This window comes from Desulfogranum marinum (assembly GCF_016918565.1).
Lineage (GTDB): Bacteria > Desulfobacterota > Desulfobulbia > Desulfobulbales > Desulfobulbaceae > Desulfogranum > Desulfogranum marinum.
Genome location: NZ_JAFFQD010000020.1, coordinates 16396 through 32656 on the forward strand (window position 1 = coordinate 16396; position 16261 = coordinate 32656).

Here is a 16261-nt window from a genome sequence, read left to right on the forward strand (position 1 = left end):
TATGAAAAGACTGTTGATCTGTCGTCATGCCAAGTCCAGTTGGAAGGACCTCTCTTTGACCGATAGAGACCGACCGCTCAATAAACGGGGTAAACGCGACGCTCCTATGATGGGCAAACGGTTGCACCGGAGGGGGATATCCCCTGATGCGGTTATCACTTCACCTGCCCGGCGTGCTGCAAAAACCGCCGGACATTTGGCGAAAGCAGTGCACTTTTCGACTACGCACATTCAGGTTGTTGACTCATTGTACGGTGCTTCGCCAAGCTCAATTATTGAGTTATTGCGCACTGTGGACGACTCTCTTGCAACCGTTATGGTGGTTGGGCACAATCCGGAATGCACCATGCTGGCAAATTTTCTGGGTGGATTGCATATAGACAATGTGCCGACCTGTGGTGTTGTTGCGCTTGATTTCCATATTACACACTGGCAGCACGTGAAAAAAGGTGAAGGAAAGCTTGTCTTTTATGACTATCCCAAAAAGGACCCAGCCCCTTAATACGAGGTAGAGCGTGAAAAGAAATCCGCTGGGTCTTTTTCTTGATCGTATTTCTCCCCCGCAAGGTCTTCTGCTGATATTGCTGGCCATTCTTGTCGGCAGTGTCACCGGGCTGGCCGCCGTGTTGTTCATCAACCTGATTGCCGCTATCCAGAAGATGCTTTATGCTCTTTTCCATACTGTAATGCCGTATGTCGGAATATGGAGCTACCTGCTTGTTCCTGTGAGTGGCGCATTACTTGCCGGTCCTTTGATTGCCTGGTTTGCCCGTGAAGCCAAAGGGCATGGCGTGCCTGAGGTGATGCAGGCTTTAATCCTCCGTGGTGGTAGGATAAGAGCTCGGGTCGCTATTGCCAAAATCATTGCTTCTGCTCTGTGTATTGGTTCCGGAGGGTCTGCAGGTCGTGAGGGGCCGATTGTTCAAGTGGGGTCGGCGTTCGGCTCTGTTACCGGGCAACTGCTTCATCTCTCGGATGAGCGTATCAAAAATTTGGTTGCCTGTGGTGCCGCTGCCGGGATTGCAGCAACCTTTAACGCTCCCATAGCAGGGGTAGCGTTTGCCATTGAAGTGCTCATGAGCGAACTGCAGGTTCGTATATTCGGCAATGTGGTTATTGCGGCGGTTTCAGCTTCTATCGTCAGCCAGGTTTTTCTTGGTGATCAGCCCGCCTTTCTGGTCCCGGCATATTCCATGTCTTCACCTTTTGAAATTTTACTCTATCTTTTCCTGGGGCTGGTTGCGGCCTTGGTTGGTATTTTTTTTATTCGTTGCCTGGATTACTCAGAACAGATTTTTGATGGCTGGAGATTTCCCCTGGCATTGAAACCTGCCGTTGGAGCAGTCCTGCTGGGCGTGGTTGGGATGAGTTATATTGCCTTTACCGGAGCGTCACCTGCAACGCTTGTTGGTTTTTCAGCGGAACAGCTTGCCGAACATAAACCGCATGTTTACGGATCGGGTTTTGCGTTTATTGAACGAACCTTACGCGGAGATGCCGCTTTCCTTCCCTTTTTGCTGCTTGTTTTTCTTAAACCGATAGCTACCTCATGCACCCTCGGGTCCGGTAATTCGGGCGGTGTTTTTGCGCCGTCTCTTTTTACTGGAGCGATGTTGGGAGGGAGCTTGGGCGCTTTGTTTTCCACCCTGTTGCCAGAACTGTCAGGGCCGATCGGTGCCTATGCTCTGGTTGGGATGGCTGCAGTGTTTGCCGCCTGTGCCCATGCGCCGTTAACAGCTATTCTGATAGTATTTGAAATGAGCAGTGATTATGGCCTTATTCTGCCTTTGATGATTGCGGCTGTGACGGCTTCCAATGTGGCACAGTATCTGTTTCATGATTCCATGTACACAACCAAGCTTACCCGTCGCGGTATACGGTTTGATCAAGGTCGGGATCTGGATATCATGCAGGGGGTAATGGTGCGTGAGGTAATGAATACGGAACCGGTGGTTGTTGAAAAAAACGCCCCTCTTGCAAAGCTTTATCAGATGTTTCAGGAAACCAATTATCTGGGTTTTCCGGTGGTTGACGAAAAAGGGCTGCTGTGGGGTATCGTTACCCTCCAGGATTTGGAAAAGGTACTGGGTGCCGACAATGAGCCTCTTCGCGATCTGAAAGTGGTTGATGTCGCCATTGTGGACCCGGTTACGGTTTTTCCTGATGAGCCTATCTGGACAGCGATTCAGAAAATGGCCCCGCGTGATTTAGCCCGTTTGCCGGTTGTCAGCAGAAGTAGTGAGACAACCCTTATCGGTTTGATCAGCAGGAGCGATATTCTTCGAGCTTATGATGTTGGTATTGTACGTAAACAGCGGGGACAGCTTTTAGAAGACAACATGCTGTTACGAAAAGAGGAACAAAATGTGTTTGTCGAAGTTCGATTGGATGCCGGTCAGCAGGCGGTCGGTGTTCGTCTGAAAGACCTAGGTTTGACCGAGGCTGTGAATGTGGTTTCCATAGAAAGAGGTGGGGTCTTACATATCCCCAAGGGAGACAGCCGTTTTGCAGCAGGTGATATTGTCACCCTGTTTGCAAAAAAAGAAGCAGTTGAGCTTGCAAAGCAACAATTTGATAATGGGCCGGACAAGAAAGAGAATGGAGAATGATAAACCACGGTCACAACGACCAAATTGCTTGAAATGTAAACATTTTTATGTGACTTATGAACCCCGTCACCCACGAGGATGTCGGGCATATGGATTTAAGAGTCGTGAACTGCCTGCAGCGGTTGTTTTTGCTAATTCGGGAGTTCATTGTCGTCTTTTTCAAAAAAGGTAGTGACTGTTCAGCAGCACACCACGGAGTCTGCCCTTTCCTCTGCGCACGATCAGGCGGCAAAACAGACTATTACGCAAGTTATCGAGCCTGTTTGTCCACATTTGGAGCATTACTAAATGGGTACAGGTTAGGTTCAGGTAAAAACAATAGTATAGGGTTACAAAGGATTAAGTTGCAGCCACGAAGCTGCACAAGAACAAGGACCACATGAAATTATCAAAATTTGGAGAAAAATTTTCAGGAGATGCCGGCATCCTTTCATTAATGGATGATTTGGGCAATGCGATGGCCGAAGGTGGTATGATTATGATGGGAGGAGGAAATCCCGGCTCCATTCCTGAAATTGAACGTGTTATGCGTAAGCAACTGCAAAGACTGATTGATGACGATCAGGCCCTGCGTAAGCTTATTGGGATATATGATCCGCCACAGGGGAAAAAAGAATTTCTTAAGGCGCTGGCATCTCTTTTACGCAAAGAGTTTGGTTGGGATGTATCTTCTGCAAATATCTGTCTTACCAACGGCAGCCAGGCGGCTTTTTTTCTCATGTTCAATATGTTTGCCGGGGAGTGTGAAGACGGGACAAAAAGAAAAATCCTGCTGCCCATGGCCCCCGAGTATATTGGGTATGCCGACCTTGGCCTGAGTGACGATTTTTTTGTTTCTGTTCGTCCACGTATCGAATGTGTCGGTGAAAATCTTTTTAAGTATCGGGTTGATTTTGATAATATTTCAATTACCGAAGAAATTGGTGCTATCTGTGTTTCCCGGCCAACCAACCCGACAGGTAACGTTCTCACCGATGATGAGATCAATGGGCTCGCACAATTGGCCGAAAAACATGACATCCCGCTGATAGTTGATTCCGCTTATGGGGTACCGTTTCCCTGTATGATATATACTGAGGTGCAACCGATTTGGACTGAAAATCTTATCGTTTCCATGAGTCTTTCCAAGTTCGGTCTCCCTGCTGCCCGTACAGGCATTATCATTGCCGGGAAAAAATATGTAGATGCACTGTCGAGTATTAATTCCGTTGTTAATCTCGCTCCGGGAAGCTTTGGCGCGATGTTGACCACACCCTTGATAGAATCGGGAGAGATCTTACGGCTCAGCAAAGATGTGATCAGACCTTTTTATAAACAAAAAATGGAAAAAGTGATGGAGGTTGTCAAGGATGCGTTTGCCGGTTGCAAGTACAAGGTGCATATTCCGGAAGGTTCCATGTTTCTCTGGTTTTGGTTCCCTGATCTGCCGATAACCAGCCGTGAATTGTACCAGCGCCTGAAGCAGCGTAAGGTTTTAGTGGTTTCCGGAGATTACTTTTTTCCAGGTCTAGAACCAGGCTGGCAGCATACTAATGAATGCATACGGGTCAATTATTCGCAGGATGAAGGAGAAGTGCACAAAGGGATTCGTTTAATCGCTGAGGAAATACGCTTAATTTACAGGGAAGGGAACTGATATGCTGTTGAGGGGGAGATTGTTTTTGCTGGTTTTGCCCGCATGGTTGTTGCTCTGCATTGGCACTTCCGGGTTTGCTGTTTGTTTGGAAGGGGATTGCAAGGATGGCAAAGGACATTACATCAGCGCTGACGGCCGTGAATATGTGGGTGAATTCAAGCACGGTTTTCTCTGGGGACAGGGAAAATTGGTCCTCCCCGATGGTTCGGTGTATGAAGGCGGTTTTTCTAAAGGACGTTTTAACGGTAAAGGAACATTGATCAGCGCTGACGGGAGACGCTTTAGCGGAACGTTTAAAGAAGGGGTTGTTGATGGCAACGGCAGCCTTACCTATGCTGACGGTCTGCAATATATGGGTGAGTTTAGCCTTGGCCGTTATCATGGTCGGGGCAGTTTGTTTTATCCTGACGGGCAAGAGTATACAGGTGATTTTCGTAACAATACTATCCATGGTCAGGGCAAATTGACCTATGAAGATGGCTCCACCTATGAAGGATGGTTTAAAGATGGCAAACCTGACGGGAAAGGCCTGCGTCGATACCTTGACGGAGCTCGTTACGAGGGAGAGTACAAGGATATTTATCGCGAGGGTAACGGTCGATTAACACTTCCTGATGGTACTGTTTATGAAGGGCAATTTCAAAAAGATCTTTACAATGGTCAGGGCCAACTTAAAACCCCTGACGGTATTGTTTATACAGGGACCTTTCTGCAAGGGCAGATGACAGGGAATGGTACAATGACCTGGCCTGATGGGCGCGAGTATACCGGTTTGTTTGTTAAAGGCATTCCCGACGGGCAGGGGATGATGGAGTACAGTGATGGCAGCCGGTACGAAGGAATGTTTAAAAATGGCCTGCGGGAAGGCGAAGGCGTTTTGGTTTACGCTGACGGTAGTCGTTATAAGGGCAGCTTTGCTGCCAATACACTTCATGGGCAAGGCACTTTGAAAAAAGCTGACGGCACCTCTTTTAAAGGGGAGTTTCGAAATGGCTCGCCGGTAGAGCCACTACCATCTTCTGTTGCCCAAAATGAGCAAGAGGCTGTTGCGACAACCAAAGCAGACCGCGGGGAAGAGGCCGTAGAACAGTACGGTTCTTTGACCATTGTAGCTCGTGTTCCGGAAAACAGCGAGGTAGCCGAGGGAATCTATTTGATCAACGGATATGTGTATACGGATACGCAGCAACGGAACAAGTTTAGTGGCACCACCAAACTGACCTTTGCAGATAATAGTCAATACCAAGGAACCTTTGCTGCAGGACTGATGGAAGGGCAGGGCACTCTCACCTATGCAGATGGTCGAAAATATACGGGAGAATTCAGCAAAGGTAAAAAACAGGGAAAGGGCAGGCTCTCCTATCCGGACAATTCTCTGTATGAGGGAATGTTTGCAGACGACGTGTTTGATGGCGAGGGAATATATACCTTTCCCGATGGCAGCAGATACAAGGGAGAATTTAAGCAGGGCGCTTTTTGGGGGTTGGGTAAACTGGACTATAAGGATGGAAAAGAATATGTGGGTACCTTTAAAAACGATCTCCCCGATGGATATGGTACGCTGCATTCCCCGGATGGTAGTGTGTATGAAGGGGGGTTTAGAAACGGACGGCGTAACGGGAAAGGGAAATTGATTTTTAAAGATGGCCGGGTTGCTGAGGGTGTCTTTAAAGACGATCAGCTTGTTCCTTAGCCTGGCTTGCCTATAACCTAATTCCAGGGGAGGTTGTTGTCCGTAAAAAAAACATGCGATTAACCCGTAGGCGCCATAATTATTACAAAGTAGGCTGGTAATGTTACGTTGCCTGCCGGGAGCAAATGTCATACCTGAACACTAACCCGGATTTCTCATCAATAAAGTTTTTCGCAGGGCAAGGCACAAGCCGCGCAGCTGTAGTAAACTACCGCAAGTGGCTTGTAACGCAGATCCTGCGGAAAAATCTATTGACCTGAAGGGGGAACTTTTTGATTGAAAACGAAAAACAGACTGTTAATTGTACAATTACTTCTTAAACAATAATATCAATTAATTGAGTTTGAAATCAAAAAGTTCATGAGAAATTCGGGCTAACTTTGCAAACGCCGACTGTAGGCTTTTGTTGGCCGGGAAAACGGAGATTACATTATTATGATGTGGCAATACCGTACCATTGTTTTTGAATTTGCCAAAGACGGTCTCTTGGGAGAGCGTTATATTGATGATGAAGAAATGGAACATACCCTAAACGAACAGGGAAGTATGGGGTGGGAACTGGTGAGTGCGGTGATGGTGCAAGATGGTGTACTTGCAGTCTTGAAACGAGCCGGCACTAAAGTGGCCGCCCAAAAGTCCCACACCACTGCTGTACAAGAGCCGCATGAGGTCGGTACCATTTCAGCCGTCCAGCAACAGGCTATTACCACAGAGCAAGTACGAGAACAGGAGCTGGAACATCTTCAATCTCTGGGGGAGCGTCAGGACAAGCAATCTGAAGAGCAAGGGTATAACCATGTCGGTGATATAAAGATATCGTGACGTTTTTGTACTGCTATACCACCAGGGAAACGTAAGCATGCCACTCACTCAAACGCTCTTAGCCCGCGTAATTGAATTGCGTAGAACTATACACAGGTTTCCTGAACTCAGTTATAAAGAGGAAAGCACATCAGCACTTATTCGCCGGGAACTTGAGACGCTCAATATTCCATACCGGAAATTGGCTACCACCGGCATACGGGCTGAAATCAAAGGGCAGCAGGAGGGCAGCAGTAAAAAAAACGCAACCATAGCCTTGCGGGCCGATATGGATGCGCTGCCCATTGAGGAAAAAACCGGGTTGCTTTTTGCCTCGGAAAATCCCGGTGTCATGCATGCCTGTGGACATGACGGTCATGTGGCCATGTTGCTTGGTGCTGCTCATCTTTTGCATCGAGGTGATTTTTCCGGTCGGGTTATCCTTCTTTTTCAACCGGCTGAGGAGGCTGGTAATGGGGCGGCACAAGTTGTAACAGAAGGGGGGCTTGATCAGGTGGATATGATTTTCGGAGGTCATATAGATACCCATTTTGCTCCCGGTCATTTTACGGTGGATGCAGGGCTTATATGTTCCTATGCTGATCCGTTTATCATCCGTATTCATGGGCGTGGAGGTCACGCAGCCAGGCCCCATGAAGCGATAGATTCTGTAGTCCTTGCGGCTAATCTGGTTATGAATATGCAAACGCTTGTCTCCCGCCAGATAAATCCCTCGCATGCTGCCGTGGTTACTGTCGGCAAACTTCGCGCCGGAACCGTGCTCAATGCCATTGCTGAAGAGGCGGTGCTTGAGGGCACTATCCGTAGCGCTCATCCTGAGACCCGTAATTGTCTGATAGCTGCACTGCAGCGACTTATCCAGGGGGTGCAGGATATGAGTAATGCAGAAATCGAGTTGGAATTTCTTGATGGCATGCCTGCGGTAATAAATGATACACAGGCAGCAGGTCTGGCAAGGAAAGCAGCAGTGGAGCTGGTGGGCAGAGAACAGGTAGGAAATCAAGAGGCTCCCAGTCTTGGCGGGGAAGATTTTGCTTTTTACCAGCAGCAGGTCCCAGGTTGTTTGGTACGTTTTGGTGCGCAGGTTGCTGGTGATACTCGGGGCCCTGCACATTCCGGACGCTATGATTTTGATGAAAAGGTATTAACCTATGGTACCCAGTGGCTTGCTTTGGTAGCTCGGAGAGCGCTTGATCATTTGTCTGGTAATTGCCTATAGATAGGTTTTCCAGGACCAGCTGAGAAAAACGTGCGAGGGAAAAAATAATGACACCAATCGAATTTGCTGGAAGTCGCTTTTTTACCCTTGGGGTGGAACTGGAGTTCCAGCTTATTGACCGGGAATCATTTAACCTTGTTCCTGTGGCACCTACCATTATTGATCACGTACCAGATGCACTTCAGTCCAGAGTCGTGCAGGAATTTCTGCAGTCGATTGTTGAGATTCGTACTGGGGTCTGTGATACTGTGGATGACGCAAAAGAGGATTTGCAGGCGACGATTCTCGCTGTGCAAAAGGTCGCTGAGGCGCATAACTGTCTTCTTTCTTCCAGTAGTCTGCATCCCTTTGCCTGTCCTGAAGATCAGGTGCTCAGTTTTGGTGAACGGTATGCACGGATCATGAAAGAGCTGCAGTATGTCGGCCGGCAATTTATATGTCAGGGGTTGCATGTGCATGTTGGTATGCCTGATGGTGAAACTGCCATCAAGGTATGTGATACCATCCAGGCGTATTTACCGCTGCTGCTGGCACCGAGTTGTTCCTCTCCTTTTTTTAGAGGCGAGGATACAGGGTTTAGCTCGTACCGAACAAAACTTTTTGAAGCCTTGCCCCTGGCGGGACTGACCGGTTTTCATCAAACGTGGAAAGGGTTTGAACGGGAAGTACAGATGTTGCGCGATAACCATGTTATTGCTGATTTTCGTGATCTCTGGTGGGATGTTCGTCCAAGCCCTTTTTTAGGCACTGTTGAAATTCGTATCTTTGATTTACCGCTGCGTTTTGCCCACGTGCTTGGTCTGGTTGCGCTGGCACAGGGACTGGTAGCAGGTTTGACACGAAATATGGCTGAACATCAACCGATCAGTCATCAGGTGCTCAGTCGCAATAAATGGCAGGCAGCACGGCATGGGCTGGGTGGTATTTTTGTTGATCCGCTTGGCCTGCTAGGGCATGGGAGTATGCCCATGGTGGATGCTCTTTCCAGACTCATTACGGTTGTCCAGCCAATGCTGGTCAGTTTCGGCAGCCAGGCATACGTGGCTGCCATAGGAGAACTTTGTCAAACAATGAACGGTGCCGATAAACAGCGTCAGCTGATTGCAGAAGGCAGGAATTTTCCTGAAATGCTCCAACAACTTCATAATGAATACTGGTCATGAGTCTCTATTCACGTTCAATTGTCGCTACCGGGCACCATCTGGTGAGTAAGGCAGCTGCCACCGTCCTTGAGGGTGGTGGTAATGCCTTTGATGCAGCAGTTGCGGCTGGTTTTGCTGGGGCCGTAGTGGAGCCGTGCCTGACCAGTCTTGGCGGCGGTGGTTTTCTTTTAGCTCGAACCAGCGGGAAGCACCGGCCGCTACAGGAAATTTTCTTTGATTTTTTTGTTGATACCCCAGGCAGAGGGTTGTGCGAAATTCCCGAGCCCCATTTTTTTCCGGTAACCGTTGCCTTTGGGGGGTCTGATCAGGATTTTAACATCGGCCTTGGCTCCGTGGCTGTGCCCGGAATACTGAAAGGGCTGCTGCATGTACATGACCGACTCGGCTATATGGACTTACGAGATGTCCTGCAGCCTGCACTGCATTTGGCAAAAGGGCACGTACTCAATGATTTTCAAAGTGTTTTCATGCAGCTCCTGTATCCGATCCTGACCCTGAGTGAAACCGGAAAAAGGTTGTACGAACCCGAGGGCACGTATCTCACAGAAGGTGACACCCTGCTAAATGCTGAACTGGCTGGATTCCTTGAACAGGTCGGAGAAGATCAGGGACGCAGCTTTTACGAAGGTGACATTGCCCAAGCAATTGTCCGCGACATGCGGGAAGGGGAAGGACTGCTGACCCTGAAAGATCTTGCAGCCTATAAGGTGATCGAGCGAAAACCACTGCAGGTCGGATATGGCGAGCACACTCTGCTTACAAGCCCTCCTCCTTCATTTGGGGGCACACTGATTGCCCTTTCCCTTGCTCTGCATCAACAAGTAGAGGAGAAATACCCTTTTGGGTCGAGTCACTATCTTTTGCAGACAACAGCCATCATGCAGGAAGTGGAACGGCTCAGAGAACAGGGGTGGATAACGGCGCATAAACTCGAACAATTAATGGACTCAGCGCAGCTCGAACAGGCTGCCCGCAGTGTGCGGCTTTTTTCCCGTGGAACAACCCATGTCAGTATTGCCGACAGAGATGGTAATGTAGCCTCGATGACCTGCTCCAACGGAGAGGGCTCTGGCTATTTTGCCCCTGGAACAGGGATTATGCTCAATAATATGATGGGGGAGGACGACCTCCATCCGGATGGGTTTCATGCCGCTCCCCCCGGTGAAAGGGTAGGCTCGATGATGTCGCCATCGCTTTTGTTGGATGCGGAAGGAGCGGTCAAGTTGGTTATGGGCAGTGGAGGTTCAAAACGGATCCGGACAGCCATCACCCAGGTTCTGACCCAGATCGTTGATCATGAGCGCGAAGTTCAACAGGCGGTAGAAGCTCCGCGTTTATACTGGGATGGCGAGTTACTCCAGGTGGAGCCGGGTTTTGCAGCTGATGTTATTGACGCAGTCGGCAAACAGGTAAAGGTTAATTGCTGGAAAGAACAGAGCGTTTATTTTGGAGGTGTACATACGGTGGTGCCTGGAAAAACAGGTGTTGGTGATCCTCGTCGAGGCGGTGCAGCCATAGTGGTGGAAAAATGAGCTGGTATATTTTTAAACGAGTGCTGCTTATGATTCCCACCTTGTTTGGGGTCATGCTGATCACCTTTACTGTGACGCAGTTTGTACCCGGTGGTCCGGTGGAACGGATGATGGCCGAACTTGAAGGGCAGGGCAATGGAGGCGAAGTAAAAACCGGTGTCGGTTTATACCAGGGAGATCGAGGCCTGGACCAAGACAGGGTAGAACAGCTAAAACAGTTGTATGGTTTTGATAAACCGCCGGTCGAGCGTTTTTGGGAAATGATGAAAAATTATCTGGTGTTTGATTTCGGCCAATCCTATTATCATCACCAAAGTGTGGTCCAGCTGGTTGTATCCAAATTACCTGTGTCCATGTCGTTAGGCTTGTGGTCTTTTTTCCTGGTTTACTCCATCTGTATCCCCTTAGGAATCAGTAAGGCTGTCCGCGACGGTTCATCCTTTGATGTAATCACCAGCTCCGTTATTCTCGTCGGCTACGCAATTCCCGGCTTTGTGCTGGGTATTGTCTTGATTGTGTTATTTGGCGGCGGCAGTTTCTGGAGTATCTTTCCGTTGCGTGGTCTTGTTTCAGATAATTGGCAGGAGTTGTCTGTGATGGCGAAAATTCTTGATTATCTCTGGCACATGGTGCTGCCGATTATCGCCTCGACTGTAGGCAGCCTTGCCGTGATGACGCTGTTGACAAAAAATTCTTTTCTGGAAGAAATCAGGAAACAATATGTGATGACAGCCTGGGCCAAGGGACTTTCAGAGAATCAGGTACTGTATAAGCATGTTTTTCGTAATGCCATCATTCCTATAATTACCGGCTTTCCCGGATCCTTTATTACTGCTTTTTTTACCGGGAGCCTCTTGATCGAAACTATTTTTTCCCTGGACGGCATGGGACTGCTGGCCTACGAATCTGTGTTAAACAGGGATTACCCCGTAGTACTGGGGACCCTTTATTTTTTCACAATTATTGGTCTGCTCTCCAGGTTGCTTTCAGATTTGAGTTATGTGCTGGTGGATCCTCGTATCAGCTTTGATGGGATGTCGTAGCATGGACTCGTTCAAACGGAAAAGAAATAGCCTGGCAAGTCGGCGGTGGCGATTATTTCGCAAAAACAAACGGGGATATTATTCTTTGATTCTGTTTCTGCTGCTTTTTGTCGCCAGTCTCTTTGCCGAGGTGTTGAGCAATGATAAGCCTCTTCTGGTTCATTATGAGGAGCAGTGGTATTTTCCTTTGTGGCAATATTATCCTGAAACCGTTTTCGGAGGTGATTTTGAAACGGAAACCGACTACAAAGACCCTTATATACTTGAAAAATTGACAGCGAAAGGTAACCAGGTTTTTTTTCCACCTAATCCCCACAGTTATAATTCCATCAATCTTACGCTTAACCGTCCCGTTCCTTCGCCACCGACAAAGCAAAACCTTTTGGGCACCGACGACAGGGGGCGGGATGTATTGGCACGGCTGATTTACGGCTTCAGGCTCAGTGTGCTCTTTGGGCTGGCATTGACAACTATCGGGACTTTACTCGGTATTTTTGCAGGAGCGATGCAAGGGTATTTTGGCGGCAGGCTGGATCTGTTTTTTCAGCGTTTTATTGAAATATGGGGTTCTATGCCTGAACTCTATCTGTTAATTATCTTTGCCTCTATCTTTAAGCCCAGCGTTGCTCTGCTTCTCATATTGCTCTCCCTTTTTGGCTGGATGGGGCTTTCTGATTATGTACGGGCGGAGTTTCTCAAAGGACGAAATATGGAATATGTAAAGGCTGCCAAAGCTTTGGGGGTCGGCAATATAACCATTATGTATCGCCACCTGTTACCAAACGGCATGACACCGGTCATTACCTTTCTCCCTTTTCGAATGTCCGGCGCTATTTTAGCCCTTACCAGTTTGGACTTTTTAGGACTTGGAGTGCCGCCTTCCACGCCAAGTCTCGGCGAACTTTTGGCCCAAGGCAAGGCAAACATTGATGCATGGTGGTTGTCGCTTTCCACTTTTGTGGTGCTGGTAGGCACGCTTATTCTGCTGATTTTTATCGGCGAAGCCCTTCGAGAGGCCTTTGATCCGAGAAAACAATAACAAGGGCGGAGGAAAATAAGGCGGAAGTACTACAAAAAAAAAGGAGACGGCTAACATGCCATCTCCTTTTGTATTAAAGGTCGAATTGATTTTTATGGAAAATCAGCCCGCAGGTGGAACTTTTTTCAGCTCATCCCGCAATTGATTAAACTCGTCCTGGATCATGTCTTTAATCAGCCGTAGCTCGGATTGAGGGGAAAGAGAGGGTGTCACTTTTTCGCTTACAGGCTGTGGCGTAGGTGTAGCCGTGGGGAGAACAAGCCCTGGTTGTGTAGATTGGGCAATCGTTGCCACGGCTTCGGTCTGCCACCCCAGATACTGTTCCATGGCGTTGGTCATATCTTCGCTGGAGAGAGATGGGCGACTCAGCTGTTCAAAAAGAACATTGACCACTTTCTCTGTCGCTGCAAGATCGATAAACCTGCTGTGTACCAGTTGGTCAATAATCCCGCCCATGAGTCGTACAAGGACTTTTTCTTCAGTTCCTTGTTCAACATCTTTGAGTTCTGTTATAAGCTTTGCTGCCTCTGCAATCCCTTCATCTGTTGGTGCTCTCACCGTACTTGGAAGAACTGCCCCCAATGCTGCCAGGTATACTTCTTTTTCTTCTTTAACCGGAGCAGGGGGTGTCTCTTCTTGTTCGGCGGGCTGAGTTTCAGAGAAGGCAGGTAGAGGAGAGGTGAGTTCCAAGCCAGGTTCCTCTTCATCATCTTCACTTGCATCAAAAAAGAAATCGAGCTGTTCTTCGAGTTCATTCTCTTGATCAGCGTTTTGCTGGGCAGCGAGGTTTGTTGGGGCCGTGGCTGCACTCAGTGCTGAATCAAGCAGCTCTCTTTCTTTATCTTCTTGCTCAAAGAAATCCAGTGTATCTTCGAAGTTTTCCTCTGCATCGCCGACGGTGGTGTCTGGTAAGGAGGCTTCATCGTCGTCTTCATCAAAAAAGAAATCCAGTTTTTCCTCAATATCGCCTAGAGGCGACTGCGATAATGATTCCATAGATTCATCTATGGAAAAGCCCTGTTCATCAGAGCTGTCAGCAAGGGCCGGGATTATACCACTCTCTTGTTCATCAATATGAAGTGGTGGTTCCGTCTCAGCATCCGTACCGCTGTCTTTTTCGGAGAAAAAACTGTCCAATTCACTTTCAATGTCAAGGTCAAGCTCTTCCTCTTTCTCTCCAGCTTCAGCAGCCCCTTCGGCATCAGTTGAAAAATCAAAATTTGCAAGCGCAACATCAAGGGGTTCTTCATCAGCAAGAGCCGGTTCCGGCTCGTTATCAGAGGCTGTTACTGTTTCTTGTTCAGCATCATCGCCGAAGATGTCATTATCAAAGAGTTTGTCGAGTTGATCATTGAGGTCGCTTTGCGCTGGAACATCGAGCGGCTCTGTGTCTTCGTTAAAACCAAATATTTCATCTGATTCAGATAACGCGGGGGCAAGGTCCCGTTTAGATCGTAGTTCAGTTTCAATATATTCGTCAGCAACATTATTGCTGATTGGATGAATTGCATCAGGGGATAAAATTTCGTCGGGATACTTTGTGTCGGAAGTTTCCATTGCCGGAGAATGTTCCACAGGAAAAAGCTCATCAAGTTCAGCTTCTATATTCCCTGGATAGTCTTCAGCGGCCTCTGTTGTTTGTTCTGCGGTAAATTCCTGCAGAGATTGAACCGGGGACACATCTGGCGAAGGTTCAGGTGCTGGTTCGGTAGGGGCCATTTCCTCGACAAGGCCATCAACAATTTGTTCAGATGGGGGCGACGGCTGTTCGACAATAAGAGCTTTTAGAGCATTGAGGCGGCCTATGCGGTCAACCAGCAAGGCTTGTAACTGATGTTTATCTCGTTTGTCTGCATCAACATAAAGGACCTGCTCAAGTCCTTCGGCAAAGGCATGGAGAAGCGTAAACGATTCAGGGTGGGCAGCAGCCCCGGATTCACTGATATATTCACCCAGTGCACGTAACCCCTGAACAAGTACCATTGCCGGTTTGTCGTCTGCCAGTACTTGGTGAAAGTGATCCAATTGCATGGAAAATTGCTGCAGACTTTCTTCCGTTACTTCCCAGTCCAAGCTTAAAATACTTGCCTTGAGCAGTTTCAGGTGGTCCTTTTCCGTATGATTGATGACCTGTTTTTCTTCAGCATCATCTTGGAGGAGGACCGGTTTTTCCATAGCAGTTACAACAGGTGCGCTTTCGTCTCCCTGATTCACCTGATACTGCAGAATACGGAACTTACGGACATCACCCTTTAAGAGTAATGCAATTTCCTCTTGGGTAATATTTTCAGAAGAGGTGATTTTTTCGAAGTTATAATAAAAGGTAAGGAGCAGCTTAATAGCATTTGGGTGGGCGTAAGCGCCTTTGCTACCAATATAACGGCCTATCTTGTCTAATCCTTGCAAGTAAACTTCGGCAACTTTATCATCTTGCCACTGTTCCTGGAGCAGCTGTACCTCATCGGTGAGTTCCTGAAGAATTTCATCGTTGATTTCCCAGTCAAGGGAAAGGATAATGGATTTCAGGCGGGTCAGTATCGAGTCGTCTTCACTGGAAAACTCGAAAAGGTCCACATCTCCGGTATCAAAGGATTCATCAGCAAAAAGCGTCAGATCCTCATATTCATCAAAGCTGTTATTGTGTTTTTCCTGGGAATTTTTCATAACCTGACCGATGTTTGAGTATCACGTATCCCCTGTTTAGGCTCCAAGCAAAAATACCTTACGCATCCAGCTTGACTTTTTATCCGTTTTCTTCGTTGTGTCAAGGCTTACATAGCTCGTTATGCACGCCTTAACCCGCCTTGATGGCGAATAAAAAAGAGGCGCAATTTCAATAACTTGCTTTTACCTGTTGCCTCACTGCAACTTTTTCTGGATTGATACGACGGTTGAAGATATTATTTTTTTTAGTGTTTCCGCTACATTGTAGCCAGTCAGCGCGCTGCCTTCAAATGAGGGAACCTTGAGTTTTGAGTTAAGATCCTTTTCTAATATAGAAATAGGTAGAATAGGAATTCCCTGATTTCGCAGGTCTACCTTATTATATTGTAGAACAAGCGGTATCCGGAAGATAGATTCTTTATAGTCCCGCAGGTTTTCGTGGAGTTGGTTAAGGGAACGAATATTTTTTTCCCGCATCTGTTCCTGGGCATCTGCGACAAAAACAATCCCATCCACGCCCTTTAAAACCAGTTTTCGGGTGGCATTATATTTTACCTGCCCTGGTACGGTATAAAGCTGAATTTTCAATTCATACCCTTTAATCTGTCCCATATTAAAAGGGAGGAAATCAAAAAAAAGGGTACGATCTCCATGGGTCTTCAGGCTGACCATCTCAGACTGGATTTGCTTGGAAAATTTTCGATTAATGTATTCCAGGTTGGTTGTCTTGCCCCCACGGCCGGGGCCATAGTACACAATTTTGACCTGGACGATTTTTTCTCTGAGGTTTATGAAGCTCAAAATTATCTCCTGCAGCCAGTTGGTACGAACATAAGTAAGA

12 protein-coding genes are annotated in these 16261 nt (G+C 47.7%); 10 read left to right on the forward strand and 2 right to left on the reverse strand.

Going from position 1 to position 16261, the window contains the following annotated elements; all coding sequences use genetic code 11:
• Position 1 precedes the first annotated feature (1 nt).
• The 10 genes from JWH17_RS12055 to JWH17_RS12100 all read left to right on the forward strand — a co-directional run bounded on the left by JWH17_RS12055 (position 2) and on the right by JWH17_RS12100 (position 12756).
• On the forward strand, positions 2 to 502 hold the full coding sequence (locus JWH17_RS12055; RefSeq protein WP_205222876.1) for a SixA phosphatase family protein: 501 nt from the start codon (positions 2 to 4) through the stop codon (positions 500 to 502).
• A 13-nt stretch (positions 503 to 515) separates the two neighbouring features.
• Complete coding sequence (locus tag JWH17_RS12060; protein ID WP_205222877.1) at positions 516 to 2609, forward strand: chloride channel protein; 2094 nt, start codon at positions 516 to 518, stop codon at positions 2607 to 2609.
• Between the two features lie 379 nt (positions 2610 to 2988).
• A complete protein-coding gene (locus JWH17_RS12065; RefSeq protein ID WP_205222878.1) occupies positions 2989 to 4245 on the forward strand; it encodes a valine--pyruvate transaminase in 1257 nt (418 codons plus the stop codon).
• 25 nt (positions 4246 to 4270) lie between these two features.
• The gene (locus JWH17_RS12070; protein ID WP_205222879.1) at positions 4271 to 5938 is read left to right on the forward strand and encodes an MORN repeat-containing protein; all 1668 of its coding nucleotides are present in this window, start codon (positions 4271 to 4273) and stop codon (positions 5936 to 5938) included.
• A gap of 435 nt (positions 5939 to 6373) precedes the next feature.
• Positions 6374 to 6760: a DUF4177 domain-containing protein gene (locus tag JWH17_RS12075; protein ID WP_205222880.1), complete on the forward strand. Its 387-nt coding sequence runs from the start codon at positions 6374 to 6376 to the stop codon at positions 6758 to 6760.
• Between the two features lie 37 nt (positions 6761 to 6797).
• Positions 6798 to 7979: a M20 metallopeptidase family protein gene (locus JWH17_RS12080; protein WP_205222881.1), complete on the forward strand. Its 1182-nt coding sequence runs from the start codon at positions 6798 to 6800 to the stop codon at positions 7977 to 7979.
• Positions 7980 to 8026: 47 nt separating this feature from the next.
• Positions 8027 to 9142, forward strand: a complete 1116-nt coding sequence (locus JWH17_RS12085) for a carboxylate-amine ligase (RefSeq protein WP_205222882.1) — start codon at positions 8027 to 8029, stop codon at positions 9140 to 9142.
• Positions 9139 to 10674, forward strand: coding sequence for a gamma-glutamyltransferase (locus tag JWH17_RS12090; RefSeq protein ID WP_205222883.1), 1536 nt, complete (start codon positions 9139 to 9141; stop codon positions 10672 to 10674). Before JWH17_RS12085 ends, JWH17_RS12090 begins: the two co-directional genes overlap by 4 nt.
• A complete protein-coding gene (locus JWH17_RS12095; RefSeq protein ID WP_205222884.1) occupies positions 10671 to 11717 on the forward strand; it encodes a microcin C ABC transporter permease YejB in 1047 nt (348 codons plus the stop codon). The genes JWH17_RS12090 and JWH17_RS12095 overlap by 4 nt, the downstream gene beginning before the upstream one ends.
• 1 nt (position 11718) lies before the next feature.
• Entirely contained in the window at positions 11719 to 12756 is a 1038-nt protein-coding gene (locus tag JWH17_RS12100) for an ABC transporter permease (protein ID WP_205222885.1), read from the forward strand.
• 102 nt (positions 12757 to 12858) lie between these two features.
• On the opposite strand, the gene JWH17_RS12105 is transcribed toward JWH17_RS12100, so the two are convergent.
• On the reverse strand, positions 12859 to 15420 hold the full coding sequence (locus JWH17_RS12105) for a hypothetical protein (RefSeq protein ID WP_205222886.1): 2562 nt from the start codon (positions 15418 to 15420) through the stop codon (positions 12859 to 12861).
• 195 nt (positions 15421 to 15615) lie between these two features.
• Complete coding sequence (locus JWH17_RS12110; RefSeq protein ID WP_205222887.1) at positions 15616 to 16221, reverse strand: GTP-binding protein; 606 nt, start codon at positions 16219 to 16221, stop codon at positions 15616 to 15618.
• Positions 16222 to 16261: the final 40 nt, after the last annotated feature.